General features: G+C 61.1%; 20 protein-coding genes. 8 read left to right on the forward strand and 12 right to left on the reverse strand.

The features are described from left to right. Positions 1 to 72: 72 nt before the first annotated feature. Complete coding sequence (locus ACD590_RS16625) at positions 73 to 1,251, reverse strand: NAD(P)/FAD-dependent oxidoreductase (RefSeq protein ID WP_439003058.1); 1,179 nt, start codon at positions 1,249 to 1,251, stop codon at positions 73 to 75. Here ACD590_RS16625 and mnmD point away from each other — a divergent pair. Beyond that, positions 1,250 to 1,990, forward strand: coding sequence for a tRNA (5-methylaminomethyl-2-thiouridine)(34)-methyltransferase MnmD (gene mnmD, locus ACD590_RS16630; RefSeq protein WP_112904504.1), 741 nt, complete (start codon positions 1,250 to 1,252; stop codon positions 1,988 to 1,990). The genes ACD590_RS16625 and mnmD overlap by 2 nt on opposite strands. Here mnmD and ACD590_RS16635 read toward each other — a convergent pair. Together ACD590_RS16635 and ACD590_RS16640 are read right to left on the reverse strand one after the other, a co-directional pair. Then, positions 1,984 to 5,343, reverse strand: a complete 3,360-nt coding sequence (locus ACD590_RS16635) for a response regulator (protein ID WP_439003059.1) — start codon at positions 5,341 to 5,343, stop codon at positions 1,984 to 1,986. The two genes, mnmD and ACD590_RS16635, sit on opposite strands and share 7 nt — an antisense overlap. 109 nt (positions 5,344 to 5,452) lie before the next feature. Continuing rightward, positions 5,453 to 5,662, reverse strand: coding sequence for a hypothetical protein (locus ACD590_RS16640; RefSeq protein ID WP_141678138.1), 210 nt, complete (start codon positions 5,660 to 5,662; stop codon positions 5,453 to 5,455). On the opposite strand from ACD590_RS16640, the gene ACD590_RS16645 reads away from it, so the two are divergent. Beyond that, positions 5,661 to 5,969: a hypothetical protein gene (locus ACD590_RS16645; RefSeq protein ID WP_003561784.1), complete on the forward strand. Its 309-nt coding sequence runs from the start codon at positions 5,661 to 5,663 to the stop codon at positions 5,967 to 5,969. The two genes, ACD590_RS16640 and ACD590_RS16645, sit on opposite strands and share 2 nt — an antisense overlap. Before the next feature lie 229 nt (positions 5,970 to 6,198). Here ACD590_RS16645 and ACD590_RS16650 read toward each other — a convergent pair whose 3' ends face one another. Then, positions 6,199 to 7,584: an MFS transporter gene (locus ACD590_RS16650; RefSeq protein ID WP_439003060.1), complete on the reverse strand. Its 1,386-nt coding sequence runs from the start codon at positions 7,582 to 7,584 to the stop codon at positions 6,199 to 6,201. 196 nt (positions 7,585 to 7,780) lie between these two features. Next, positions 7,781 to 8,728, reverse strand: a complete 948-nt coding sequence (locus tag ACD590_RS16655; RefSeq protein ID WP_018243161.1) for a dihydrodipicolinate synthase family protein — start codon at positions 8,726 to 8,728, stop codon at positions 7,781 to 7,783. Positions 8,729 to 8,890: 162 nt separating this feature from the next. Between ACD590_RS16655 and ACD590_RS16660 the strand changes: the two genes are divergently transcribed. The 3 genes from ACD590_RS16660 (at position 8,891) to ACD590_RS16670 (ending at position 13,132) form a co-directional block, all read left to right on the forward strand. Beyond that, positions 8,891 to 9,919, forward strand: coding sequence for a LacI family DNA-binding transcriptional regulator (locus tag ACD590_RS16660; RefSeq protein ID WP_439003550.1), 1,029 nt, complete (start codon positions 8,891 to 8,893; stop codon positions 9,917 to 9,919). A 117-nt stretch (positions 9,920 to 10,036) separates the two neighbouring features. Beyond that, entirely contained in the window at positions 10,037 to 11,152 is a 1,116-nt protein-coding gene (locus tag ACD590_RS16665) for a DNA alkylation repair protein (protein WP_439020936.1), read from the forward strand. Between the two features lie 246 nt (positions 11,153 to 11,398). Then, positions 11,399 to 13,132: a DEAD/DEAH box helicase gene (locus tag ACD590_RS16670; RefSeq protein ID WP_018446775.1), complete on the forward strand. Its 1,734-nt coding sequence runs from the start codon at positions 11,399 to 11,401 to the stop codon at positions 13,130 to 13,132. Positions 13,133 to 13,290: 158 nt separating this feature from the next. On the opposite strand, the gene ACD590_RS16675 is transcribed toward ACD590_RS16670, so the two are convergent. After that, positions 13,291 to 14,190, reverse strand: a complete 900-nt coding sequence (locus tag ACD590_RS16675) for a DMT family transporter (RefSeq protein WP_439003062.1) — start codon at positions 14,188 to 14,190, stop codon at positions 13,291 to 13,293. A 367-nt stretch (positions 14,191 to 14,557) separates the two neighbouring features. On the opposite strand from ACD590_RS16675, the gene ACD590_RS16680 reads away from it, so the two are divergent. The 3 genes from ACD590_RS16680 to ACD590_RS16690 are packed head-to-tail and all read left to right on the forward strand — an operon-like array spanning position 14,558 to position 17,745. After that, positions 14,558 to 15,967, forward strand: coding sequence for a circularly permuted type 2 ATP-grasp protein (locus tag ACD590_RS16680; protein WP_018446777.1), 1,410 nt, complete (start codon positions 14,558 to 14,560; stop codon positions 15,965 to 15,967). Continuing rightward, positions 15,967 to 16,908 (forward strand): alpha-E domain-containing protein, encoded by a 942-nt coding sequence (locus ACD590_RS16685; RefSeq protein WP_018446778.1) that lies wholly within the window; start codon positions 15,967 to 15,969, stop codon positions 16,906 to 16,908. The genes ACD590_RS16680 and ACD590_RS16685 overlap by 1 nt, the downstream gene beginning before the upstream one ends. A 12-nt stretch (positions 16,909 to 16,920) precedes the next feature. Further along, positions 16,921 to 17,745 (forward strand): transglutaminase family protein, encoded by an 825-nt coding sequence (locus tag ACD590_RS16690; RefSeq protein ID WP_018243168.1) that lies wholly within the window; start codon positions 16,921 to 16,923, stop codon positions 17,743 to 17,745. A gap of 169 nt (positions 17,746 to 17,914) precedes the next feature. Here the strand turns inward: ACD590_RS16690 and araD are convergent, their stop codons facing one another. From araD to chvE, 6 genes are all read right to left on the reverse strand, one after another. Then, entirely contained in the window at positions 17,915 to 19,654 is a 1,740-nt protein-coding gene (gene araD, locus ACD590_RS16695) for an L-arabinonate dehydratase (RefSeq protein WP_439003063.1), read from the reverse strand. Between the two features lie 61 nt (positions 19,655 to 19,715). Beyond that, entirely contained in the window at positions 19,716 to 21,149 is a 1,434-nt protein-coding gene (locus ACD590_RS16700) for an aldehyde dehydrogenase family protein (RefSeq protein ID WP_028733335.1), read from the reverse strand. A gap of 68 nt (positions 21,150 to 21,217) precedes the next feature. Further along, positions 21,218 to 22,213: an AraD1 family protein gene (gene araD1 / locus ACD590_RS16705; protein ID WP_026188493.1), complete on the reverse strand. Its 996-nt coding sequence runs from the start codon at positions 22,211 to 22,213 to the stop codon at positions 21,218 to 21,220. A 106-nt stretch (positions 22,214 to 22,319) separates the two neighbouring features. Then, a complete protein-coding gene (mmsB, locus tag ACD590_RS16710; protein ID WP_018243172.1) occupies positions 22,320 to 23,531 on the reverse strand; it encodes a multiple monosaccharide ABC transporter permease in 1,212 nt (403 codons plus the stop codon). Beyond that, positions 23,528 to 25,066, reverse strand: a complete 1,539-nt coding sequence (gene mmsA, locus ACD590_RS16715; RefSeq protein WP_018243173.1) for a multiple monosaccharide ABC transporter ATP-binding protein — start codon at positions 25,064 to 25,066, stop codon at positions 23,528 to 23,530. Before mmsA ends, mmsB begins: the two co-directional genes overlap by 4 nt. Before the next feature lie 92 nt (positions 25,067 to 25,158). After that, positions 25,159 to 26,223 (reverse strand): multiple monosaccharide ABC transporter substrate-binding protein, encoded by a 1,065-nt coding sequence (gene chvE, locus ACD590_RS16720; protein WP_003561803.1) that lies wholly within the window; start codon positions 26,221 to 26,223, stop codon positions 25,159 to 25,161. Positions 26,224 to 26,226: the final 3 nt, after the last annotated feature.

Genomic DNA, 26,226 nt, shown 5'->3' on the forward strand with positions numbered 1-26,226 from the left:
CGCTGTCGATGCGCAAGCAGATAGGTGATTTGCATGACAGAATAACGAAACGCAGCGCCGCCTAATTCACGTTTAACGTGAAGCCGCGACGATGTGGCTTGAAATTGCGAAGCTTTCCGGCAGCAAAAATCCGCAGTCTGTATCGCCTGCGATACATATCGCCGCCTCCGCCAGCCGGTGGGCGAGGCCGAAGCTGACCTTGAAGCCGCCGGTCAGCGCGATCAGGCGCCGGTGATCGGGATGGCGGCCGATCATTGGATCCCGGTCGATCGCCTTCGGACGAAGCCCGGCCCAGCGCTCGACAACGGGAGCGTCGCGAAGCGTCGGCACGATGCCGCGCGCCGCCTCGATCAGCACGTCGAGCTGGGCGTCGGTCGAGCTGGGATCGTCAAAACTGTTCTCGCTGGTGCTGCCGATTGCCGCGTGCCCGCCCTCATGCGCGACGACATAGAGCCCGTCGAGAAAGATCGTCGGCAGCGCCGGGTCGATATCGGCTTTCAATAATGCTGCCTGCCCTTTGACCGGCTGGCCGAGCGGTTGTTTCAGCCCCGGCGTCAGTTCTTGCAGCAATGGAAAGGAGCGATGGCCGGCGGCCACGATGCAGTGACTGAAAGCGATCGTTTCACCGTTGACTTCGGTCGTGCCGCGATCAGGGTCAAGGCACGCAACCGTCGCATGCTCCAGGATACGAACATGCTTTGCTCGCCGCAGGAATGCGATAAGCGCTGCGATCAGCAAGCGGGGCGCGACGCGGGCGGCGAGCGTGTCGTGCACGACGCCGCTCTCGCCGGCGGACGCCTCGATCCAGCCATTGACCGGTGGCCTGTCGAGCACATGCCAATGGAAGCGGCGCTCGCCCACCCGCCAATGCTGTTCAGCGTCCTCGAAATGGCCGCGCGCTATTTTTTTGAGATGCGGCTTCGGCAGCGGGATCAGCCGTCCGGACCTGTTATACCCGGCGGAAAGCCCGGTCTCGGCTTCGAGCGCTGTGATTTCGGCTTCGAGCGAGACCAGCGCATCGAACTGGAACTGCTTCTTCTCCGACCATCGGTCCGGCATATGCGGCATCAGCGCGCCGAGCAGGCCGCCGCTTGCACCTTCGCCCAACCTGCCGGCGTCAGCAACAAGAGTACGGATGCCCCGGCGCTCGGCATGGACGGCCGCCCAGAGACCCATGATGCCGCCGCCGACGATCAGCAATTCTGAGGATGATTGACCTGAGACCGGCTGAGGACTATCGGCTTTTTCCATGACAGACGTGAACCCCGATCAGATTGGCGCGGGCGCGCCGCAGCCGCTCGAATGGCGCGACGGCGATATGCCCTATTCCACCGCCTTTGGCGATCATTTTTATTGCCAGACCGATGGGCGGCTGGAATGCGGCCACGTTTTTCTCGCCGGTAACGGCCTGCCGGAACGCTGGAACGGGCAGAGATTCCGGATCGGAGAACTCGGCTTCGGCACCGGCCTGAACTTCGCCGAAACCTGGCGGCAATGGAAGCTCCACCGTGCCGACGGCCAGCACCTGCATTTCACCTCCTTCGAACTCCACCCGATGCGCGGCGAAGAAATCGGCCGGGCGCTGTCGCACTGGCCGGAGATCGATGCCGAACGTCAGGTGCTGACGGCGGCTTGGCCGGAAATACCGGCCGGTATCGTGCGTCTCGATCTCGACGCCCAGACGACGCTCAGCGTCGTATGCGGCTATGCCTTGGACGGCGTCGCGGCAGCCGAAGACGACTTCGACGCCTGGTATCTCGACGGCTTCGCCCCGTCGCGCAACAGCGATATGTGGTCGGAGGAACTGATGCGGCTCGTCTGTGAGAAAAGCGCAGCCGGCGGCACTTTCGCCACCTATGCGGCGGCCGGCTTCGTGCGCCGCAATCTCATCGCCGCGGGTTTTGCCGTCGAGCGCCGCCAGGGCTTCGCCGGCAAGCGCGAAATGCTCTGTGGCATCAAGGCATCCCCCAGTCAGCGCGCAGATCAGTAGCTGGTGCGCTCCGGCTGCTGCTCGCTCGTTCCGAGCCACTGGCGGATTTTTTCCTCGAGCAGCTCGGGACTGATCGGCTTCGACATGTAGTCGTCCATGCCGGCATCGAGGCAGAGCTCGCGGTCGCTTTCGAGCGCATGGGCGGTGACGCCGATGATCGGCACCCGGTGCCCCTGCCCGTTTTCGCGCGCGCGGATCGTCTGGGTCGCCTGATGGCCGTTCATGACGGGCATTGAGACGTCCATCATGATAATGCGCGGCGTATACCGCTCCCAGGCGGCGACCGCCTCCTCGCCATTGTCGACGACGAGGAAGGAAAGACCCGTGCCTTGCAGGATCTGTGTGAAGACGATCTGGTTGACCTCGTTGTCCTCGGCGACGAGCACGTCGACGAATTCAGCGGTTCGCTTCTGCGGCGCAGGCGCGGGCGCCTGCACGGCCACTTCCGTCTGCAGCCGGGCAATCTCGGCCTCGGATGCCTGCTTGACGCGGCTGGCGCGCACCACCTCGACGACCGTGTTGCGCAGCACGTTGGCGCGCGCCGGCTTCATCAGATGCGCGTGGCCGTTCAGCGCCGCGAATTCCTTTTCCGTGCCGGAAATATCCATCGACGTCAGGAAGATGATCGGCAGTTCGACGAAGCGGGGATCGGCTCGTAGCCTGCGCGCGACATCGGCGCCGTTCATATCGGGCATGTGATAATCGAGCACGACGGCATCGACGGTGACGCCGAGATTGGCCGCCGCCTCCAGAATCGCAAGACCGGTACCGCCGCCTTCGGCGGCCACGCCGTCGAAGCCCCAAAGGGACAGCTGTTCGGTCAGGATTCGCCGGTTCACTTCATTGTCGTCGACGACGAGGATGCGCGCACCCTGCACGTTGATCGGCAACGGCTTCGGCTCAAGGCGGGCGGCCGCAACCGCAAACGGCAGGTTGACGGTGAAGACCGAACCCTTGCCCCATTCGCTCTCGACATTGAGATAACCGCCGAAGAGGTCGACGAGCCCGGCGGTGATCGCAAGACCGAGGCCTGTACCCTCATGCCGCCGGGTCGATGAGGCGTCCACCTGCGAGAACTTGTCGAAGACCGATTCGAGCTTCTCCGGCGGAATGCCGATACCAGTATCCTCGATGCGGATACTCGCCATGATCTCGCCGCCGGCGGCCGGCTGGAAGCCGACATCGACAAAGACATGGCCGCGCTCGGTGAACTTGACGGCGTTGCCGACGAGATTGGTGACGATCTGGCGGAAGCGCCCGGCGTCGCCAATGACCGCAGCGGGCAAATCGGGCGCGGCTCGCACCAGGAGCTCGATGTTCTTCTCGGCGGCGTGCGAGGACAAGAGTGTCGCTACGTCCTCCACCGCTTCGGTGATATCGAAGGCGGCTTTGCGCAGTTTCATCTGCCCGGCATCGATCTTCGAGAAGTCGAGGATATCGTTGATGATCGTCAGCAGCGCATTGCCCGACTTGACGATGATATCGACGAAGGTCTTCTGGCGCGTATCGAGATTGGTCTTGGCAAGCAGTTCCGCCATCCCAAGCACGCCGTTCATCGGTGTGCGAATCTCGTGGCTCATATTGGCGAGGAATTCGGATTTGGCGCGGTCGGCTGCTTCGGCGCGCGACAGCAACTGGCGCAGTTCCTCTTCGCGGCTCTTGAGTTCGGTGACATCGGTAAAAAGCGCCACCCAATGCTGTCCCCGGCTGACCGTTGCATCCATGTTCACCCAGCGCTCGCCGCCGACATGGAAGGCAGTGGAGATGGGCAACCTCGCCGCGATATTGTCGCGCCAACCCTGCAGAATCTCGGCCGCGTCCTCGTGGAAGTCGCCGCGCGCAGCGCAGAACTCGAACATGCCGAGCCAACCTTGCCCGGTCTCGATATAGGTGGCGGGAATCTCCAGGATATGAGCCAGCGCCTCATTAGACATCTTGATAATGCCGTCCTGGACGATGGCGAGGCCCTGCGGCATGGCGTGTGTCGCGTCGCGCATCATCTCGCCGAGATGCTCCAGCGCGGCACGGGCCTCGTGGACCTCATTTTCCCGCTCACGCACTGCCGTGATGTCGGCATAGGTCAGCAGTATCCGGTCGTTTGAGATACGGCGGCTGTCGAATATGACGGATTTGCCACCCGCCCAGCCGAGCTCGATCGGCTCGGGCTCCTCGGTTTCGAACAGGTGCTTGCGAAAAGCGTAGATTTCCTCGGGCGTCTGTGTGCCGTCGTAGCGACCGAGCTCATAATTGCGGCGGATGACGTCGATGAAGGGGCGGCCGTCGAAGGGATCGTCGAGCGGCAACTCCCAGATGCTGTAGAACTCGTCGTTGACGGAGAGGATCCGGTGGTCGTTATCGAGGATCAGCACGCCGATCGGAAGCGAGCGTAGGATATTCTCGATATCCCGGTGCAGCACCTCTTCCTGCTTCTGCGCCTCGATCAGCGCCTTCTCTCGTTCCTTGAGTGGTGAGATGTCTGAAAAGGAGCCGACGACATAGGGCCGACCATCCGCTGTTACGACGCGGTTGACGCGCGAGAGGACGGAATAGATATGGCCGTCCTTGCTCGGCAGCAGGCTTTCGATCTCCTTCGACTTGCCTCCCTCCAACGCCAGCAGGTTTTCCTGGTAGATCGCCTCGCCCCCTTCCGGACCGAACATTTCGTGTTCGGTCATCCCAAGGACCCGAGAACGGCTATGGCCGCTGAAGGTTTCGTAATATTGATTGGCATAGACGAGGCGATGCTTCTCGTCGCGCACGAAGGCCGCGACCGGGAGGTCCTCCAGGATGGTCCGCAGCAGGTCGAGCTCATTGACGCTCTCGTGCCAGGCCGTGTCGCTGACGGCCGCAGGCTTTGCGTCGTTGCGATAGGCGGCGTTGACGACCAGCGGCCGGCCATCCTCGGCAAATATGCCAATCGGATGGTCGAGCTGTTCCAGCGCCTCGCGCACGCGGGCGAAATCGGCGGCGTCGTCGCTATCGTCGGCGGCGCGGCGCGGCGCGGCGCGCACTTCGAAAATGCCGAGCACGTAAGCCCGGTCCAGCGATGGCGAAAAGCTTTCTATCTGGATGCGTTCATGGCTGAGGCCCGCCGCATCGAAGCAGATTGCGTTTTCCTCAGTGCCGAATACCAGCGCGCGGCGCTCCTTGTCCTCACGATCCTCTTCCTCGGGACGGTCGAGAAGCTCGCGGCTGCGCCTGCCGATGAAATCGGAGATTTCGCGACCCAGAAAACGGGCATAGGCCTCGTTGACGGCGACATAGCGCAACTCGCTGTTCTTGACATAGGCCGGGGTATCCAGATCAGCGATCCGGCGACAAGCCAACTCCAGAAGTTCCCCGGCTGATTTCAAAAAAGATCGCTCCCGCAATGAATGAAATATCGACTACAAAAACTATAACGCCAAGGCTTTTAACAAGGTTTTAACCATAAATTTCGACAGCGGAATTTTACGAGCCGGCTCACCAAGCTGAAGATAATTCGAGATTACCAGCCCCGGCTTGCACGAGACTGAAAGGACGCTCGCAATAATTCTTTCGACGTCGGGATCCCTTGAAATCATGACGAAAATTTAATGCCGAAACCGCTTGCGCGGCCATTGCGCCGCCGCGATCCGGGCCGAGTCTCGGCATGGCTTTATGGAAGCCATGCCCATGAAAGGAAAATACCATGTCCGTTCTTCATAAGACCATGGCGACGGGCCTGATCGCCCTGACCTTCGCCGGCGCCTCGCTCGCCACCGCCACCACTGCCGATGCCCGTCCACGCGATGCCTTCTGGGGCGGCCTTGCCGCCGGCGTCGTCGGCGGCGCCCTGCTGTCGGAGGCCGCCCGTCCCGCCTACCCGGTCTATCCCGCTTATCCCGCTTACCGCCCCTACCCCGTTTACCGGACTTACTATCGGCCGGACTATTGCCATTTCGAATGGTTGCACGACGATTGGGGCAATCCCTATCGCGTCAAAGTTTGCCAGCGATAGCGGAAACGCATCCGGCGTCGCCTGACCTCTCGTCGGCGCCGGTCAAATTACAGCGCCGCGCGTCTTTTCAGACGTACAGAGAATGCTGTAACGCTTTGAATTTCTGCATAATTTTATCCTTAAATCGATTCCGATTTAAGGAATGATGCAGTAGTCGGAACGACAATCAAATGAAACTGGCGGACTTTCATCCGCCAGCTCCAAGCCGATCAGATCGCATTTTCAACCGTTACGGAGAAAGCTCCTCCAGCACGCGATCCTTGGTTTCGACCGCAAACAACACCGTGATGATGGCACCGACGATCAGAATGGCTGCGAAGCTCACAAAGACATACTGGATGCCCATGGAAGACATCACCGTGCCGACGAGGATCGGACCGGCCGATGATCCCAAGCGAAGCCAGGCGCTGCCGGTTCCTGTTCCCAGTGCCCTGAGGCGCGTTGGGTAGATCTCTGCCGAGTATAGGTACAGGGAGAATGTGACGGTCTGGACAATCGCATAAGCGAGACCGGCAAGAACCAGAACCTGGATGGGAGACGTCGCGCCGAGCCATGCGAGAGCCAGCAGCGGCACGGGAGCGAGAAGCAGTGCACCGGTGTACCAGCGCTTGCGTCCCACTTTGTCGATGAGCAGCGCGCAGATGACGGCGGCGATCACGCCGCCGACCGACGTCAGGAAACCATAGAAGATGCTGGTTTGAAGCGGCAGATTGAAGACCTGTCGATACAGGGTCGGCAGCCAGGTGATCGTACCGTTGGCCACCGTATAGGCGGTAAACCACATTGCCCAGATGGAAAGCGTCCGCTTCAGGTAAATGCCCTGGAAGAGCTCGCGCCAGTCCGACTTGCGGCGGACCGGCGCCTGGATGAGCTTCGGCTCGGGCAGTTCCTTGCCGGCTGCGCGGGCACTCTCTTCCATGCGGGTGACGATAGCGTTTGCTTCGCCATAGCGGCCGTTGGCAGCCAGCCAACGCGGTGATTCCTTCAGGAACCAGCGCAGAGGAATCATGATGATTGCGGGAACGAGACCGACGACGAACATCGCCTTCCAGCCGTAAACCGGTACCATGAAGTAGCCGATCAGCCCGGCGCCGACGAGGCCTAGCAGGAACATGACCTCATAGAGGAGGAAGAACTTGCCGCGCCCCTTCGACCCGATCAACTCGTTGATATAGGCGCTGGCGACCGGAACCTCGCCGCCGGTGCCGATCCCCTGGACGAAACGAAAGGCCATCATCATGCCGGCCCCGGCAGCGAACAGGCATGCGACATCCATGCTGACGAAGAGCAGGATCGTGAACAGAAGGACTTTCAGCCGGCCGACCTTCTCGGCAAGCCAGCCAAACAGGATCGCACCGATCAACTGCCCCAGATAGCCCATCGACAGGATCATGCCTGTCTGTGAGGGAGTCAGGCCCCACTCGCGGACGAGGACGGGCATGGCATATGCGATGGCGATGACCGTGTAGCCGTCGAAGAATGTTGCCGCGCCGACGATATTGCGCGCCCAGAATACCTCGCGGGTGATGGGAAGGCGCTCCAGACGAGCGCTGATTTCGGCCTGAGGATCAGCGGCATTCGCCGTCTCAGCCGGCATAGGCTGCATGACATTCATTGGTTCCTCCTTCTCGCCCCGTGGCCTACCACTCTCCCGGCCAGGGGCGCTCCTGCTTGATGTTGCTACTGCGCGTCAGTTCGTCTTGTCAGAGCAATGGCCTGCAAAGACGTTCAAGTCTGCCTCGGCGAGTTTCCATGGTTTCCTCCTCCCTTCGGAATGCGCCCCTGCGACCTGCGCAGGGGCGTCAAAGAGGTCACTCGGCAGCCAGCAACTGGTCAACGCGACCGATACCGGCGGCGTCGAAGGCAGCAAAGATCTCCGCTTCGGCCTTTTCGCCAAGGCTCTTCAGCGGCTCGCGGATCGTAGCGTGGTCAAGGATACCGCGGTGCACGAGGCCGAGTTTCAGGGCCACGGTGCCTTCCATATGAGAGCCGCGATGATAGACGGCACGCGTCACCGGAAGAAGGCGCTCGAAGATCTTGCGCGCTTCCGGATAGTCCTGCGCCTTGCCAGCTTTGATCAGGTCGATGAGCAACTCGGGCGCGATATTGCCATAACCGACGAGCAGACCGTCGACATCGAACATGGTTGGCAGCAGCCATTCATCGTGGCAGCTCAGAACCTGCAGCTTTGGATTGGCCTTCTTCAGCTCCGGAATTTCGACATACCAGCGCTTCATATTGCGCACGCCGTTCTTGGTGGCGACGACGCCTTCCTGTGTGGCAATCGCAAGCTGTGTATCGAGATCGTATGATGCCTTGGTGGCGTCGGGATATTGGAACAGGATGCACTGAAGGCCAGACTCCTGCCAGATTGCCTTGTAGCGATCCTGAGGCGCTCCCTTCTGAAAGCCGAAACGCAGCCAGCCGTGGTTGGGATAGACGAGTGCGCCGGTGGCACCAGCGGCCTTGCATTTCCTGGCCTCTTCAGCGGCGACCTTCGTGCCTTCACCGGTAATCCCGGCAATGATCGGAACGGCACCGTCGACTGCTTCAACATAAGTGTGGATGAGAGCAAGGCGCTCCTCTTCCGTGAGGAAGGTGCCCTCGCCGGCATGACCGAGGATGACGAGGCTTTTGACGCCTTCCATCGAGACCAGCCATTTGGCGAGTTTGGCGTTGGCTTTGTGATCAACTTCACCGTCGCGGGTGAAAGCGGTAACGGGGGCCGGGCTCAGCCCGCGCATATCCATCGGTTGCATATTGGTCTCCTCCTTCGTGCGATCGCAGTTCGCTTGCGATCGATATAGGATCGTTTACGGGAACGTTCCCACTATCGTTCTCGAATTCTCTGGAGTCAATATCTTTTTTGGTGCATGCTGAAAGAGCGGCGGCGTCTTGCTGACTCGATTGGAAAAGGCTCAATGAATTCAAAGACGGATGAAGTTCCGGGGCAGACCCGCGTCACTATTCACGGCGTCGCTGCCGCAGCCGGTGTCTCCAAGTCTACCGTGTCCCGCATACTGGACGAGAGGCTTCCCCGCTCCGACAGCGAGACCGCGCGGCGCGTGCGCAAGGTTGCCGAAGAGCTGGGATACGTCCGGGATGTTTCCGCAGCGAGCCTTAGGCGCGGCAACACAATGACAATCGGGGTGATCGTGCCCAGGTTGACGGATACGGTCATGGCCATGCTTTACGAAGCACTGGCCAAGGCTTGCAGCCGTAGTGGCCGCTTCGCCATTGTCGCAACGACCGACGACAAGCCAAAGGCAGACCGGCTCGCGGCCGAGTCTCTGCTGAAGCGCGGTGTCGATGGACTGATTCTTTCCACAGCGCGGGAAGACGATGACTTTCCGGACGAGCTGGCAAAACGCGGTATTCCTTATGTCCTGGCACTCCGGACGGATGGCCACAGCCTCTCGTCGGTCGGCGATGACAGGCTCGGTGGTTACCTCGCGGCCCGCCACCTCCTCGATCTCGGCCATCGCAGAATTGGCGTCATTGCCGGTCCATCCTATGCCTCCAGTTCGCGGGGCCGAGTGGAGGGTTTCCGGCACGCCCTGGAAGAAGCTGGACTGAATGCGGATCCCTCCTACATCATTCCCTCGACTTTCGGCATCGAGTCCGGTGCGTTAGCGGTCGAGACACTGATGCATCTTAGTCCGCGCCCAACCGCTATTTTCGCCGTCAACGACAACACCGCCATCGGCGCCTTGTCGGGACTGACGAAACTTGGCCTTTCCGTGCCGCAGGACATCTCGATCGTAGGCTATAACGACATTCCGATTGTCAGCCACCTCCCCACGCCGCTCACGACGTTGCGGGTGCCGTTTGAGCAAATTGCATCAAACGCCCTTGATCTTCTCGCCGGTGACAACAGCGCTGCCGACGAGCGTATTCGGATCTCGGCTCCAACCCTCATTCCAAGGAAATCGACGGCACCGATACGCTAAAGCTCGCGTCACACGCACATCCCGCTATCTCCACACGATCCGATAGCAAATGGCCAGATGTTTCGCAGACCCTCATGCGGGCGGCATGCGGCGGCCGCATAGAGAGGAAGGACTAGCATGCCAGAACCGCTCAAGAACCTGCTGCATGAGGCATTGGTCGGCGATATGGCCGATCGCATTGCCGGCAACGCGCCGACTTTCGATAAAAACCGCTTCGTGACGCTGGCGACCGAGGGCCTCACCGCGCTGGAGCTGATGGAGCGCTCGGCCCTGATCCGCGACGCGCTGTTTGCCACCCTTCCCGGTGATTTCCGGGAGGCCGCAGCCATGCTCAAAGCGAGCCTGCCCGCCGCCGGCAGGCCGGGGCTCTCCGGCTGGATGCTGCTGCCAGTCAATCAGTTCATCGCCGCACGCGGCCCCGATCACTTCGATCTCGGTCTCGACCTCCTGAAGGCGCTGACGCCGCATTTCACAGCCGAATTCGGCATCCGGAGATTCATCCATCATGATCAGCAACGCGCACTCGCCATCATTTCCGGCTGGGTCAGCGATCCCGATCAGCATGTGCGACGGCTGGCGAGCGAGGGAACGCGGCCGCGCCTGCCCTGGGCGATGCGTCTGCCGCAGCTCGTGAAGAATCCGGCGCCGATCCTGCCCATCCTGACCGCACTGATGGATGATCCGGAAGATTATGTGCGCCGCTCCGTGGCCAACAGCCTGAACGACGTCGCCAAGGACCACCCGGACCTGGTCGCCGCCTTCATCGCCAGTCATATCGACGGCGCTTCATCCGAACGTCGCTGGCTGCTGAAACACGCCTCGCGCACGCTTCTGAAGAAAGGCCACGCGCAGGCGCTCGCCAATTTCGGCTTCGCCGCGGCCGCTTCGCTCGAATGCGAACTGCGGCTCCGGAATGCTGAGGTGATGTTCGGCGAAGGGCTGGATTTCGAAATCCTGGTAACAAACGCCGGCGAGCGAGCGCAGTCGCTGATGATCGACTACGCCATTCACCATATGAAGAGCGACGGTTCGCTCTCACCCAAGGTCTTCAAATGCAAGGCAATAATGCTCGCTCCGGGGCAAAGCGATACAATTGGGCGCCGCCACGCCATGCGGCCAATCACGACGCGACGCTATTATCCAGGCGAACATCGCATCGCCATCCTCGTCAACGGCGTTGAGACCGCATCGCAAAGCTTCGTCCTCGTCATGCCCTCCCCTGACCCGGCTTGAGGCTTTCTTGTGCACTGCACTTGACTTTCCACGCGAACTAGCCCAAATGCGGGTCAGCTTTCACCCTTCCGGCCGCCGCGTGAGCGTGCCCCTGCTGAAAAATACAGACGCAGGAAGAAGGGACAAAAGCGCATTTCGATAGAGCGCCGCACTCCCATGAGCGGCCAGAAGCGCTGGAAAGCTTTTTCCAACTCACAAGTTCCCACTTCACGCGGGGTTCTTGACGCCAGAATGAAACCGGATCGCATGGTGCGTTCCGGCGATAGTCATTGTGGCGCCCCGAAAGGTTATACCTTGACTAATTTTGAATCGCTTGGTGTCTCCAAGCCGATCGTCGCTACTTTGTTCCAGCTCGGCATCGAGACGCCGACGCCCATCCAGGAACATGCCATTCCCCTCCTCCTCGAAGGCCGCGACCTGATCGGCCTTGCCCAGACCGGCACCGGCAAAACCGCCGCTTTCGGCCTGCCGCTGATTGAAAAGCTGCTCGCCGATGAGCGGCGTCCCGACAACCGCACGACGCGCACGCTGATCCTGGCGCCGACCCGCGAACTGGTGAACCAGATCGCCGAGAGCCTGAAGAAGTTCATCCGCAAGTCGTCGCTGCGCATCAACGTCGTCGTCGGCGGCGTCTCGATCAACAAGCAGCAGCTTCAGCTCGAAAAGGGCACCGACATCCTCGTCGCCACGCCGGGCCGCCTGCTCGACCTCGTCAATCGCCGCGCGATCACGCTGACCACGGTCCGCTATCTCGTGCTTGACGAAGCCGACCAGATGCTCGACCTCGGCTTCGTGCATGATCTGCGCAAGATCGCCAAGATGGTGCCGAAAAAGCGCCAGACCATGCTCTTCTCGGCCACCATGCCGAAGGCGATCGCCGATCTCGCCGGCGAATATCTCGTCGATCCCGTCAAGGTCGAAGTCACGCCCCCGGGCAAGGCTGCCGACAAGGTCGAACAGTACGTCCATTTCGTCGGCGGCAAGAACGACAAGACGGAACTGCTCCGCAAGTCGCTGACCGAAAACCCTGACGGCCGCGCCATGGTCTTCCTGCGCACCAAGCACGGTGCGGAGAAGCTGATGAAGCATCTCGAGAATATCGGCTATTCCGTCGCCTCGATCCACGGCAACAAGAGCCAGGGCCAGCGCGAGCGGGCGCTGAAGGCCTTCCGCGACGGCAGCATCAAGACGCTGATTGCCACCGACGTCGCCGCCCGCGGCATCGACATCCCTGCTGTCAGCCATGTCTACAATTACGACCTGCCTGAGGTGCCTGACGCCTATGTCCATCGCATCGGCCGCACGGCGCGCGCCGGCCGCGACGGTATCGCCATCGCTTTCTGCGCTCCCGACGAAGCCAAGCTGCTGCGTGATATCGAGCGCCTGATGGGCATCGACATCGCTGTCGCAAGCGGCGAACCGCCGGCCAACATCAGCGGCGGACCCCGCCGTGCCAACGGCAATGGCAACAACCGTAGCCGTAATGGCGGCCAGGGTCGCGAAGGTCAGGGTCGTGGCGAAGGCCGTGGCGACCAGAACCGTTCGGAGCATCGCGGCAACCGTCAGGAACGCCGCCCGCGCCGCGAAGGTGAAGGCAGCGAAGTCCGCGCCGGCGGCGACGAGCGTCGTCCGCGTCCGGAGCGCCCGACCAGCCGCAACGAGGATTTCCGCGGTCAGCGCCGCGGTGAAGCGACCCCGGATCTCGGCCCCGACAACGATCTGGCCTCGACCTCCGATTTCCGCTCCTCTGCAAAGCCACAGCGTCCGGCCCATCACGGCGCCCATGCCAATGGTGAACCGAGCGGTCATCACCGCGGCAACAGCCGTCACGCCCACGGCCGTCCGGCCCGCAAGCACGGCGAGGACCGCGGCCCGCAGCAGGCCCAGGCCGGCGAACCGCGCCGGGATGGCAACGGCGGCAACCGTCGCGGTGGCTCCGGCTCCCGCAACGGCGGCGGCCAGCGCCGCGAACGCGCCTGATAATTGAACGATCGAAAAGCAAAAAGGCCGGGGATATCTCCGGCCTTTTTGTTATCCAGCGCATCGGCCCGAAAATCGGAATCGATTTTCGGAAAGCGCGATGCGTAGATTCAAAGAGTTAGAGCGTCCTTTGCGCGTCCGAATGGACGCACGGCGCTCTAAACCTCCGCAGGCCTATGCTCGCTGAACGCCTTGCGGTTGGTGAGATAGACGCCTGTCACGACCACTACCGTGCCGACGATCAATGGCAGGGTCAGCGGTTCTCCGAAGGCGATGAAGGCTTCTAGAGCGACCGCTGGCGGCATCAGGTAGATCAGCGAGGCGGCGCGTGACACCTGGCCCCGACGGATCAGATGAAGCAGCAGCCCGACGCCGCCCATCGACAGGCCGAAGACCGACCAGGCAAGCGCACCATAGGCCTGTGCGGCGCCGTCGAAATGCTGATGCTCGAAGATCAGCGAAAGCGGCAGGGTGAGGATCAGCGCGCCGATATATTGCAAGGTCGCGATGGTTCTGAGGTCGCCGGATTGCAGGTGCTTCTTCTGATAGAGCGTGCCGTAGGTGACGGACGCCATGGCGACCAGGTTGATCGCCAGCGGCAGGGCGGCATGCGTGAGATCGGCGGTCGCCGGATCGAGGAGGTTCGGCGAAATGGCGATGGCAATGCCGATGAAGCCGAGGGCAAGGCCGAGTTTCTGTGCCTGCTGCAGCCGCTCGCCGATGAGGAAGGGAGCTGCCATCGCCGTCAGCAATGGCTGCAGCGCCGCGATGATGCCCGATATGCCGGCCGGCACGCCATTGGCGATCGCCCACCAGAGACCGGCGAGATAGAAACCATGCAGGAAGAAGCCGGAATAGACGGCGCGCAGCGTCGCCGCCCGGCTGGGCCATTGCGCCCGCACCACCAGGCAGAGCGCCAGGAATGCCGCCGCCGACAGCGCATAGCGTATCGAAAGAAAGGTGAACGGCTCGGAATGCAGCGAGGCGTATTTCGCCACTACCCAGCCCGTGGACCAGAGCAGGACGAAAACGGCGGGGGCAAGGCGATCGAGAGACATGGGGCATGGCTCGGGAGAGAAGGGTTCGCCGTGCTGATAGCCCCACCCGGCGGCTGCAGTCAAAAGCGAAGCGTTGATGCTTATTTGAAATTTCGCTGATGCAACGACCCGATGGCGGTTGCCACGGAAGGCGCCGAGCCTCGCGCACATGACCATATTCGATCGCCCTGGCCGAACGAAAAACGGTCACATGCTCAGATTTTGCGCAGCCCTTGCGATTGATTATCCGCCATGCCGCACGTCATCACCTTAAATGCCCAGATTTTCACCCGTTTCCCGCAGCGCAAAATCTTTTCCTCGAACTGCGCATGGTTCTTGCATTGCCATTTGCGTTGTATTCAAATGAACAAAAAGGGGAGCCGAGCCTTTGGCATTTGACGAAATGATTACCGGGGACGAAAGTCCTCGCGCGCCTTATGAAAAATACTTCGAGTGGTACAACAGCCAAGACCGGGCGCATCTGATATCCAAGTCCCGCGATGCGGAAAACATCTTCCGGAAGACCGGCATCACGTTCGCGGTCTACGGCCACGCCGACAGTTCCGAAAAGCTCATCCCCTTCGACATCATTCCCCGCATCATCTCCGCCCGCGAATGGCGCAAGCTCGCCCAAGGCATCGAGCAGCGGGTGATCGCGCTTAACGCCTTTCTGGACGATATCTACCATAAGCAGGAGATCATCCGCGCCGGCCGCGTTCCGCGTGAGCTGATCGAGAACAACGTCACCTTCATCCCTGAAATGATCGGTTTCCGGCCGCCCGGCGGCGTTTACACGCACATCGTCGGCACCGACATCGTGCGCACCGGAGAGGACCAGTTTTACGTGCTGGAGGATAATGCCCGCACGCCCTCCGGTGTCAGCTACATGCTGGAAAACCGGGAAACCATGATGCAGATGTTCCCTGAACTCTTTCATGAGAACAAGGTGCAGCGTGTCGAGGATTACCCCTATCTGTTGCGCCAGAGCCTCGCCTCGCTCGCCCCTCCTGGCTGCAAGGGCAAGCCGCGCGTCGCCGTGCTGACGCCGGGCATTTACAATTCCGCCTATTATGAGCATTCCTTCCTCGCCGACATGATGGGCGTCGAACTGGTCGAAGGCTCGGATCTGCGCGTCATCGACGGCAAGGTGAAGATGAGGACGACACGCGGTTACGAAGCGATCGACGTGCTCTACCGCCGCGTTGACGACGACTTCCTCGATCCCCTGACTTTCCGGGCCGATTCCGCGCTCGGCATTCCCGGCATCATGGATGTCTACCGCTCCGGAAACATCACCATCGCCAATGCGCCGGGCACCGGCATTTGCGACGATAAGGCGATCTACTCCTATATGCCCGAGATCGTCGAATTCTATACCGGCCGCAAGGCGCTGCTCGAAAACGTGCCCACCTGGCGCTGTTCGGAAGCCGATAGCCTGAAATATGTGCTGGAGCATCTGGAAGAGCTGGTGGTCAAGGAGGTGCACGGCTCCGGCGGCTACGGCATGCTGGTCGGCCCGACGGCATCGAAGAAGGAGCGCGCCGATTTCGCCGAGAAGCTGAAGGCCAAGCCGAACAATTACATCGCTCAGCCGACGCTGTCGCTCTCCACTGTGCCGATCCTCGTCAACAAGGGCATCGCGCCGCGCCATGTCGACCTTCGCCCCTATGTGCTTGTATCCGACAAGGTTCAGATCATTCCGGGTGGTCTCACCCGCGTGGCGCTGAAGCAGGGCTCGCTGGTGGTCAATTCCAGCCAGGGCGGCGGCACCAAAGACACCTGGGTATTGGAGGACTGATGCTCGGAAGAACCGCAAACGGCCTATACTGGATGTTCCGTTACATCGAGCGCGCCGAAAATATCGCCCGCCTCGTCGATGCTGGGCTGCGCATGTCGCTCACCCGCAGCAGCGCAGGCGATGACAATTGGGATGGCGTGCTGCAAAGCGCTGGGGTGCGCGAGGCATATGACGAGGGCCACACGAAGCTGACGAATGCCGACGCGATCGACTATCTGCTGCGCGATCGCGCCAATCCATCGAGCGTCATGTCCTGCATCGAGTCCGGCCGCAACAATGCCCGCATGGTGCGCACCGCGCTGACGCGGGAGACCTGGGAAGCCACCAACGAATGCTGGATCGACTTGAAGTCGCTGCTCGAAAAGCGCGTCAAGGCGGCCGAAATGCCAGAGGTGATCGATGTCATCAAGCGCCGGGCGGGCCTCATCCGCGGTGCCTTCCATGGCTCGACACTGCGCAACGAGCTCTATAATTTTGCCCGCATCGGCACCTTCATTGAGCGGGCCGACAATACCAGCCGCATCCTCGACGTGAAATACTACGTGCTGCTACCCTCGGTCTCGGCCGTCGGCTCCTCTCTCGACAATGTGCAGTGGGAATCGATCCTGCGCTCGGTCTCCGCCCACCGCGCCTATAGCTGGGCCTATGACGGCGAGTACCGGGCGATGAACATCGCCGACTTCCTGACCCTCAATGTCCAGATGCCGCGCTCGCTTGCCTATTGCTACGAGAAGATCGTCAGCAATCTCGGCTATCTCGCCCAGGATTACGAGGAGCGGCTCCCTGCCCACGATACCGCGGATGCGATCCGCAAGACACTGCAGACGAGAGCGATCCGGGATATCATGGATCAGGGCCTGCACGAATTCCTGGAGGATTTCGTCTCGCGCAATAACAAGCTCGGCGCGGAAATTTCCGACGGCTACCGGTTCTATGTATAAGCGGATAACAATATGAGACTGAAGATCAGCCACCTCACCGAATACCGCTACGACGGACCGACGCAGTTCTCGCTGCAAAGGCTGCGGCTGACGCCGCCGACGAGCCCCGCTCAGAAAGTGCTCGGCTGGGCGCTGAACGTCGAGGGCGCCACGCCCGAAGTGGAATATGACGACCAGTACGGCAATCACGTCAATCTGGTCTCGCTGGAAGGCGAGCAGGATGTGACGCGTATTCTCGCCGAAGGCGAGGTCGAGACGGAGGACAATAACGGCGTCACCGGCCCGCACACCGGCTTCTGCCCGCTTTGGCTCTTCCTGCGCGACACGCCGCTGACCAAGGGCGGTAAGTTGGTCAAGGAATTGATCAAGGGCGTCGGTGGCGATAACGAGCTTGCCCGCATGCACGCGCTGATGGCCGCAATCCACGAAACGGTGGACTACAAGCCCGGCACCAGCAACACCGAGACGACGGCCGAACAGGCGTTGGAGAAGAAGAGCGGCGTCTGCCAGGACCATGCGCATATTTTCATTGCCGCCGCCCGCGCCTTGCAGGTGCCGGCGCGTTACATCTCCGGTTATTTGATGATGGAGGAAAAGATCGAACAGGCTGCGACCCATGCATGGGCCGAGGCCCATATTCCCGGCCTCGGCTGGGTCGGGTTCGATCCCGCGAACGAGATCTGCCCGGACGCGCGCTACATCAGAGTCGCCTCCGGCCTGTGCTATCGCGACGCGGCGCCGATTTCAGGCATGCGCATCGGCACGCCGGGCGAAACGCTGTCGGTTACCGTGAAGGTCGAGGACGGCGGACAGATGCAAAGCCAGAGCCAGAGTTGAGCGGACCGCAAAGACAAATGGCCGGCGATCCGTGCGCTCTTCGAACATGGCGTCGACGAGGATCACAGCATGGCGATCTCAAACGGCTGATTGCCGTTAGCCTGGAAAAACCGGCGGACAAGAAAAAAGCGGGGTTATGCCCCGCCTTTTCCAATCTTGGATAACCCGACTAGTGGCTATCTTTGCCAACCGCATTTCCGCGACATCCCTTGAGGAAGTCGAGGTCGGCGCCAGTATCGGCCCCTTCGACATGCTGCTGATGCAGGAATGCATAGCCGGATGTGGGCAGATCATGGTTCGGCTGCCATTCGGCGAGCCGCCGCGCCAGTTCCTCATCGGAAATGTCGAGATGCAGACGACGGTTTGGCACATCAAGCTCGATCATGTCGCCGCTTTTCACGACCGCGAGCGGCCCGCCGACCGCCGCTTCCGGCGAGGTGTGCAGCACGACGGTACCGTAGGCGGTTCCGGACATGCGAGCGTCGGAAATGCGCACCATGTCGAGGATGCCTTTCTTGAGCACCTTCGGCGGCAGCCCCATATTGCCGACCTCGGCCATCCCGGGATAGCCCTTCGGCCCACAGTTCTTCATGACCATGATGCAGGTTTCGTCGATGTCGAGGTTATCGTCGTTGATCTTGGCCTTGTAGTCGTCGATGTCCTCGAACACCACAGCCCTGCCCCGGTGCACCAGCAGATGCGGCGAAGCCGCTGAAGGCTTCAACACCGCGCCCTTCGGCGCGAGGTTGCCGCGCAGCACGACGATGCCGCCCGAAGCTGTCAGCGCCTTTTCGGCCGGCAGGATCACGTCTTCGTTCCAGTTGACGACGTCCTTGACCTCGTCCCAGACGGTTTCGCCAGATACCGTCAGCGCATCCTTGTGCAGGAGGCCCGCCTCCCCGAGGCGCTTCAGTACCACCGGCAGGCCGCCGGCATAGAAGAACTCCTCCATCAGGTACTTGCCCGACGGCATCAGGTTGACGATTGTCGGGACGTCACGGCCACAGCGATCCCAGTCGTCAAGCGAAAGATCGATGCCGACACGGCCGGCGATCGCGAGCAGGTGGATGACGGCATTGGTCGATCCGCCGATGGCCGCGTTGGTGCGGATGGCATTCTCGAAGGCTTGCTTCGTCATGATCTCGGAGGGCTTCAGGTCGTCCTTGACCATCTGCACGATACGCCGGCCGGTGAGCTGCGCCATGACCTTGCGGCGGGAATCAACGCCCGGGATCGCGGCGTTGCCGGAGAGCGCCATGCCGAGCGCCTCGGCCATGGAAGCCATGGTGGAGGCCGTGCCCATGGTGTTGCAGGTGCCCGACGAACGGCTCATCGAGGCTTCCGCCTCGAGGAATTCCGCCTGCGTCATCTCGCCGGCCTTCACCATTTCGGAAAACTTCCACAGATGCGTGCCCGAGCCGACCCGTTCGCCGCGGAAATAGCCGTTCAGCATCGGCCCGCCAGTGACGACGATCGAAGGCAGGTCGCAGGAAGCCGCCCCCATGATAAGCGACGGCGTGGTCTTGTCGCAGCCGACCAACAATACGCAGCCATCCATCGGCTGCCCGCGGATCGCCTCTTCCACTGCGAGCGCGGCAAGATTGCGGTACATCATCGCCGTCGGGCGGAAGGTGTTTTCGGATGCCGAGAACACCGGCACCTCAAGCGGGAAGCCGCCGGCCTCCCATACGCCCGCCTTCACCTTTTCAGCCAGCTCTCTGAGATGACCGTTGCACGGGGTCATATCCGACCAGGTGTTGAGGATGCCGATCACCGGCCGGCCGTCGAACAGGTCGTGCGGATAACCCTGGTTCTTAAGCCAGCCGCGGTGATAGATCACGTCGCGGCTCGTACCGCCGTACCATTCCTGCGACCTCAGCTTGCGCGGCCATTCCGCTTTCTTTTTCATCGTCTCTATCCTTCGGGATATCGCCGGACCGCCTCGTACGGCCCGGTTCATCGCATTTGTCTCAAGCCAGCGTGTAGGCGGTCTTGACGGTTGTGTAGAATTCGGCGGCGTACTTGCCCTGCTCGCGCGGGCCGTAGGACGAGCCCTTGCGGCCGCCGAAGGGAACGTGGAAATCGACGCCGGCGGTCGGCAGGTTGACCATCACCATGCCGGCCTCGGAATTGCGCTTGAAATGCGTCGCATGTTTCAGGCTCGTCGTCGCGATGCCGGCAGAGAGCCCGAACGGCGTGTCGTTGGCCGTCGCCAGCGCCTCGTCGTAATCCTTGACCCGGATCACCGACACAACAGGCCCGAAGATCTCCTCGCGCGAGATCCGCATCTGGTTGGTCGCTTCGGTAAACAGCGTCGGCTGCAGATAGAAGCCGGGCGTTTCGCGGGATATCACTTCGCCGCCGAAGGCGAGTTTCGCGCCTTCTTTTCTACCGATCTCGATATAGTCGGTATCGGTCTTCAGCTGCCGCTCATCGACGACAGGGCCGATATGCGTGCCGGCCTTCAGAGCGTTGTCGACGACGAGCGTCTTCAGCTTGTCGGTCAGCGCCGCCACGAACTTGTCGTGGATGCCCTCGGTGACGATGAGGCGCGATGACGCGGTGCAGCGCTGGCCTGTAGAGAAGAAGCCGGAATTGGCGGCTGCCTCGACGGCGACGTTGAGATCGGCATCGTCGAGCACGACCATCGGGTTCTTGCCGCCCATTTCCAGCTGGAACTTGCGGTTATGCTCGATGGAAGCAGCGGCGACGCGCCTGCCGGTGCCGGTGGAACCGGTGAAGGTGATGCCGTGAACGTCGGGACTTTCGAGCATGGCCTGGCCGACGACCGAGCCCTTGCCCATGACGAGGTTCAGCACGCCCTTCGGCAGGCCGGCGCGATGCAGGATATCGACGATCGCCCAGGAACAGGCGGGCACCAGTTCGGCCGGCTTGAAGACGATGGTGTTGCCGTAGCAGAGCGCCGGCGCGATCTTCCAGGCGGGAATGGCGATCGGGAAGTTCCACGGCGTGATGATGCCGATGACGCCGAGAGCCTCGCGGGTGATCTCGATGCCGATATTCGGACGAACCGACGGCAGGACCTCGCCGGCCAGCCTCAGCGCCTCACCGGCGAAGAATTCGAAAATCTGCGATGCGCGGATAACCTCGCCGGTGGCTTCCGGCAGCGTCTTGCCTTCTTCGCGGGCAAGCAACGCACCGAGCTCGTCCTTGCGCGCCATGATCTCGTCGCCGGCCTTCTTCAGGATGACGTGGCGCTCCCAGATGCCCGAGCGCGACCAGGCCGGGAAAGCGGCCTTGGCGGCAGCGATGGCGTTTCTCGTGTCATCAGCGCTGCCGTCGGCATAGAGGCCGACGACCTCATTCGTATCCGACGGGTTGATGTTCTTCGTCGCGTTCGAGCCGACCCATTCGCCGGCGATCAGATTTTGATAAATGGTCATGGGCTTAACAAGCCTCCTTTACCGTTTACGAGCAAAGATCCGGCCGCCAATGCGGCCAGGCCTTGAATTCAAAGCTGCCTGACGGCGATCTCTTCCTCGGCGGCAACCTTGAGCGGATTACGGAGCGAAAGGCCGAATTCGGCGACTTCGATCTCGAAGACATCGCCCTCTTCCGTCTTGACGCCATCGGCAAAGGAAAGGGTCGCCGTGCCGAACATATGGACGTGAACATCGCCCGGAACACGGAAGAGGCCATATTTGAAGTGGTGATATTCCAGATTGGCGAAGGTGTGCGACATGTTCGCCTCGCCGGACAGGAACGGCTTTTCGAAAATCACCTTGTCGCCGCGCTTGATGCGCGAGGTGCCGCGAATATCTTCCGGGGGCGCGCCGACGCGGATTTCCGGACCATAGGCGGCCGGTCGCAGTTTCGAGTGGGCCAGAAAGAGATAGTTGATCCGCTCGGTGACGTGGTCCGAAAACTCGTTCGACAGTGCAAAGCCGATGCGGAACGGCGTGCCGTCCTTGGCGATCACGTAAATGCCAGCCATTTCAGGCTCTTCGCCGCCGTCGAGCGCGAAGGAGGGCGAGATGAGCGGCGCGCCGGGGGCAGCGGCGCCATAGCCGTTGCCCTTGTAGAACCATTCGGGCTGCACGCCCTTTTCGCCGGCCTTCGGCTTGCCGTTCTCAAGGCCCATCTTGAACATCTTCATCGAGTCCGTGAGGGTTTCCTCAGCGGCTTCGGTGGTCTTCTTGTGCATGGAATCGCGCGTTGCCGCCGAGCCCAAATGCGTCAGGCCGGTGCCGGTCAGATGCAGGTGCGCGGCATCGGGATGGGTGATCGGCGGCAGGAAGCGGCCTTCTGCATAGGCCTTCTCAAGATCGACGGCATCGCCGTAGCCATGCGCTTCGATGACGGCGGCCAGCGACTTGCCGCCGTCTGCGGCTTCCATCGCCAGCGCATAGACGCTGACGGCATTCTTGATCGACCTGGCAGCGCCGCCCGCCTCGCGCACGGCGACGATGATCTCTCCGTTTGCACCCTTGATCTGTGAAATAAGCACGTTACTAATCCTTTTCCTTTGGCGATGGCACAGCTACGCCTCTCCGGCTCCAGGCGGAGCCGGAATTCAGGTTTCTTATGACTGCGATGCGGGTGCCGAGCTAAGCTCAGCCCTTGTTCTTATTGTAAACGTCGAAGAACACGGCAGCGAGAAGCACCGCACCCTTGACCATCTGCTGCGAGTCGGTGCCGAGACCGTGGATCGACATGCCGTTGTTCATGATGCCCATGATCAGAGCGCCGATAACAGCGCCGGTCACCTTGCCGACGCCGCCCTGGGCGGATGCGCCGCCGATGAAGCAGGCCGCAATCACGTCGAGTTCAAGACCGAAGCCGCCCTTGGCCGTCGCCGAATTGAGACGCAGGGCAACGATCAGTCCGGCCAGTCCGGCAAGCAGGCCCATGTTTGCGAACGTCAGGAAGGTCAGCCGCTCGGTGTTGATACCGGAAAGCTTCGTCGCCTTCTCATTGCCACCCATGGCGTAGATGCGGCGGCCGATCGTCGTGCGGCGGGTAATGAAGGCATAGGCAGCCACCAGAACGAGCATGACCATCAGCACATTCGGGAAGCCGCGATAGATCGACAGCTGGTAGCCGAGCGCCAGAATGGCGAGGGTGACGAGGGCGTTCTGGACGAGGAAAAAGCCTAGCGGCTCGACGTCATTGCCATGCTTTTCATTCGACAGGCGCTTGCGCCATGCCAGATAGAAGAGGGTTACGGCGCCGACGACGGTGAGAATGATCGAGGTCGAGTTGATGCCGCCCATATCGAAAGCGTTCGGCAGAAAGCCGATGCTGATCAGCTGGAAAGCCGGCGGGAAAGGACCGATGCTGGTGCCGGTCCCCGATGCCGTCATCACGAACAGCGTCAGGCCGCGGAAGACCAGCATGCCGGCCAGTGTGACGATGAAGGACGGGATCTTGTGATAAGCGACGAAATAGCCCTGGATGCCGCCGACAAGTGCACCCATGGCGAGACATACGATACCCGCCAGGACATAGTTGGTGTGCCATTGCACCGTCATGACGCCGGCGATAGCGCCGATAAAGCCGACGACGGACCCAACCGAAAGGTCGATATGGCCGGCGACGATCACCAGCAGCATGCCGAGCGCCATGATGACGATGAACGAGTTCTGCAGAATGATGTTGGTCAGGTTGAGCGGCCTGAAGAGAACGCCACCGGTCGAGAACTGGAAGAACACCATAATCGCGATGAGCGCGATAAACATGCCGTATTCGCGGATGTTGCCGCGAACGTAGTCTCCGACGGAGACGACACGCCCCTGCTCAGCGATGGGTTGATTGATCGGCGTCATTGTTTCTTCTCCCCTGAGCGCATGATAGCGCGCATGATGGTTTCCTGGCTTGCTTCTCCCTTCGGCAGTTCCGCGACGATGCGTCCTTCGTTCATCACGTAGATGCGGTCACACGTACCGAGCAGTTCGGGCATTTCCGACGAGATCATCAGAACGCCCTTTCCATCGGCGGCAAGCTGGTTGATGATAGTATAGATTTCGTATTTTGCGCCAACATCGATGCCGCGCGTCGGCTCGTCGAGGATCAAAATATCGGGATCCGAGAACAGCCACTTCGACAGCACCACCTTCTGCTGGTTGCCGCCGGAAAGATTGACCGCCTCCTGGAAGATGCTGGAGGAGCGGATGCGCAACTTCGACCGATAGTCGGTCGCAACCCTCGATTCCTTGACGCTGTCGATAACGGACGCATTCGACACCGCCTTCAAATTGACGAGCGTCGTGTTGTGCAGGATCGTGTCGTTGAGCACGAGGCCGAGCTGCTTGCGGTCTTCGGTAACGTAGGCGAGACCTGCATCGATCGCCTTGCGCACGGTGCTGACGTCGACCGGCTTGCCGTGCATCAGCGCCTCGCCCGAAACCTTGTGGCCATAGGCCTTGCCGAAGAGGCTCATGGCGAATTCGGTACGCCCTGCCCCCATCAGGCCAGCGATACCGACGACTTCGCCCTTGCGGACGGTGACGTTGATATTGTGCAGGACCTGACGGTCGCGGTGCTGCTGGTGATAGGCGTTCCAGTTCTTCACTTCGAGAATGGTTTCGCCGATCGGCACCGAACGCGGCGGATAGCGGTCCTCAAGATCGCGGCCGACCATGTTGCGGATGATGATGTCTTCGCTGATCTCGTCCGCATGACAGTCGAGCGTCTTGACGGTCATCCCGTCGCGCAGGACCGTGATCTGGTCGGCGACCTTGCGGATCTCGTTCAGCTTATGGGAAATGATGATCGAAGTGATGCCCTGCTTGCGGAACTCGATCAGCAGGTTGAGGAGAGCGTCGGAATCGCGTTCATTGAGCGAGGCTGTGGGCTCGTCGAGGATGAGCAGCTTGACACTCTTCGACAGCGCCTTCGCGATCTCGACGAGCTGCTGCTTGCCGACGCCGATATCGGTGACCAGCGTGTTCGGAGATTCGGACAGGCCTACTTTCTTCAGCAGCTGCTTGGTGCGGTTGAATGTCTCGTCCCAGCTGATGACGCCGCTCTTAGCATTCTCGTTGCCAAGGAAGATGTTTTCGCCGATCGACAGCAACGGCACGAGCGCCAGTTCCTGGTGAATGATGACGATGCCGATTTCTTCGGAGTCCTTCAGGACCTTGAAGTTGCGCGTCTCGCCTTCATAGACGATGTCGCCTTCATAGCTTCCCGTGGGATAGACGCCTGATAGCACTTTCATCAGGGTCGATTTGCCGGCCCCGTTTTCGCCCACCAATGCGTGGATCTCACCCTGGCGAACCTTGAGGTTCACATTCTCCAGCGCCTTGACGCCCGGGAACGTCTTGGTGATGCTCCGCATTTCGAGGATAGTATTGTCCATAGTCAAAGTTCCAGCGCCTGCAGCCGTCAAGCGGCTGGGCGATCATAAAATCGAAGACCGGAACCCGCAAGCGCGGGCTCCGGTCCTTCTCATTACTTCAGCTTGTCTTCAGAGTAGTAACCGCTGTCGACGAGGATCTGCTTGTAGTTGGTCTTGTCGACGGCAACCGGCTTCAGCAGATAGGACGGGACGACCTTGACGCCGTTGTCGTAGGTCTTCGTGTCGTTGACCTCGGGCTCCTTGCCCGACATCACGGCATCGACCATGGCAACGGTGACCTTGGCGAGTTCGCGGGTGTCCTTGAAGATCGTCGAGTGCTGTTCGCCAGCGATGATCGACTTGACCGACGGGATTTCAGCATCCTGACCGGTGACGATCGGGAGCGGCTGAGCCGCAGTACCGTAACCAACGCCCTTCAGCGAGGAGATGATACCGATGGACAGACCGTCGTAAGGCGACAGAACGGCATCGACCTTGGCGTCGGTGTAGTTGGCCGAGAGCAGGTTGTCCATGCGGGCCTGGGCCGTTGCCGGATCCCAACGCAGCGTGCCGACCTTGTCCATGCCGGTCTGGCCGGACTTCACGACGAGCTTGCCGCTGTCGATGTAGGGCTGCAGAACGGACATTGCGCCATCATAGAAGAAGAAGGCGTTGTTGTCGTCAGGCGAGCCGCCGAACAGTTCGATGTTGAACGGGCCCTTGCCGTCCTTGAGGCCGAGGCCGTCAACGATGGAGCCAGCCTGCAGAACGCCGACCTGGAAGTTGTCGAACGTCGCGTAGTAGTCGACGTTACCCGAATCGCGGATCAGACGGTCATAAGCGATGACCTTGATGCCGGCGTCGTGTGCCTTCTGGAGAACGTCAGAAAGCGTCGTACCGTCGATCGAAGCGATGACGAGAACCTTGGCACCCTTGGTGACCATGTTTTCGATCTGCGAAAGCTGGTTCGGAATGTCGTCGTCGCCATACTGCAGGTCAGTGCCGTAACCGGCAGCCTGGAGCTGCTTGACGATGTTGTTGCCGTCGTCGATCCAGCGGGCCGAAGCCTTGGTCGGCATCGCAATACCGACAGTGCCCTTATCCGCGGCCAGAGCCGGCGCAACGAACGAAGCGACGCCGAAGGCAGCCGCAGCCATCAATGAGATAATGGATTTCATTTC

The organism is Rhizobium sp. 862_C5_N1_2 (assembly GCF_051811205.1).
Taxonomy (GTDB): Bacteria; Pseudomonadota; Alphaproteobacteria; order Rhizobiales; family Rhizobiaceae; genus Rhizobium; species Rhizobium leguminosarum.

Bases quoted from the DNA above. Each gene is read 5' to 3' on its own strand.
- ACD590_RS16650 (WP_439003060.1), bottom strand. From the start codon at position 7,584: ATGAATGTCATGCAGCCTATGCCGGCTGAGACGGCGAATGCCGCTGAT.
- ACD590_RS16700 (WP_028733335.1), bottom strand. From the start codon at position 21,149: ATGACCATTTATCAAAATCTGATCGCCGGCGAATGGGTCGGCTCGAAC.
- chvE (WP_003561803.1), bottom strand. From the start codon at position 26,223: ATGAAATCCATTATCTCATTGATGGCTGCGGCTGCCTTCGGCGTCGCT.
- mmsA (WP_018243173.1), bottom strand. From the start codon at position 25,066: ATGGACAATACTATCCTCGAAATGCGGAGCATCACCAAGACGTTCCCG.
- ACD590_RS16665 (WP_439020936.1), top strand. From the start codon at position 10,037: ATGCCAGAACCGCTCAAGAACCTGCTGCATGAGGCATTGGTCGGCGAT.
- mmsB (WP_018243172.1), bottom strand. From the start codon at position 23,531: ATGACGCCGATCAATCAACCCATCGCTGAGCAGGGGCGTGTCGTCTCC.
- ACD590_RS16685 (WP_018446778.1), top strand. From the start codon at position 15,967: ATGCTCGGAAGAACCGCAAACGGCCTATACTGGATGTTCCGTTACATC.
- ACD590_RS16655 (WP_018243161.1), bottom strand. From the start codon at position 8,728: ATGCAACCGATGGATATGCGCGGGCTGAGCCCGGCCCCCGTTACCGCT.
- ACD590_RS16690 (WP_018243168.1), top strand. From the start codon at position 16,921: ATGAGACTGAAGATCAGCCACCTCACCGAATACCGCTACGACGGACCG.
- ACD590_RS16660 (WP_439003550.1), top strand. From the start codon at position 8,891: ATGAATTCAAAGACGGATGAAGTTCCGGGGCAGACCCGCGTCACTATT.
- mnmD (WP_112904504.1), top strand. From the start codon at position 1,250: ATGACAGACGTGAACCCCGATCAGATTGGCGCGGGCGCGCCGCAGCCG.
- ACD590_RS16670 (WP_018446775.1), top strand. From the start codon at position 11,399: ATGGTGCGTTCCGGCGATAGTCATTGTGGCGCCCCGAAAGGTTATACC.
- ACD590_RS16640 (WP_141678138.1), bottom strand. From the start codon at position 5,662: ATGGTATTTTCCTTTCATGGGCATGGCTTCCATAAAGCCATGCCGAGA.
- ACD590_RS16625 (WP_439003058.1), bottom strand. From the start codon at position 1,251: ATGGAAAAAGCCGATAGTCCTCAGCCGGTCTCAGGTCAATCATCCTCA.
- ACD590_RS16645 (WP_003561784.1), top strand. From the start codon at position 5,661: ATGTCCGTTCTTCATAAGACCATGGCGACGGGCCTGATCGCCCTGACC.
- araD (WP_439003063.1), bottom strand. From the start codon at position 19,654: ATGAAAAAGAAAGCGGAATGGCCGCGCAAGCTGAGGTCGCAGGAATGG.
- ACD590_RS16675 (WP_439003062.1), bottom strand. From the start codon at position 14,190: ATGTCTCTCGATCGCCTTGCCCCCGCCGTTTTCGTCCTGCTCTGGTCC.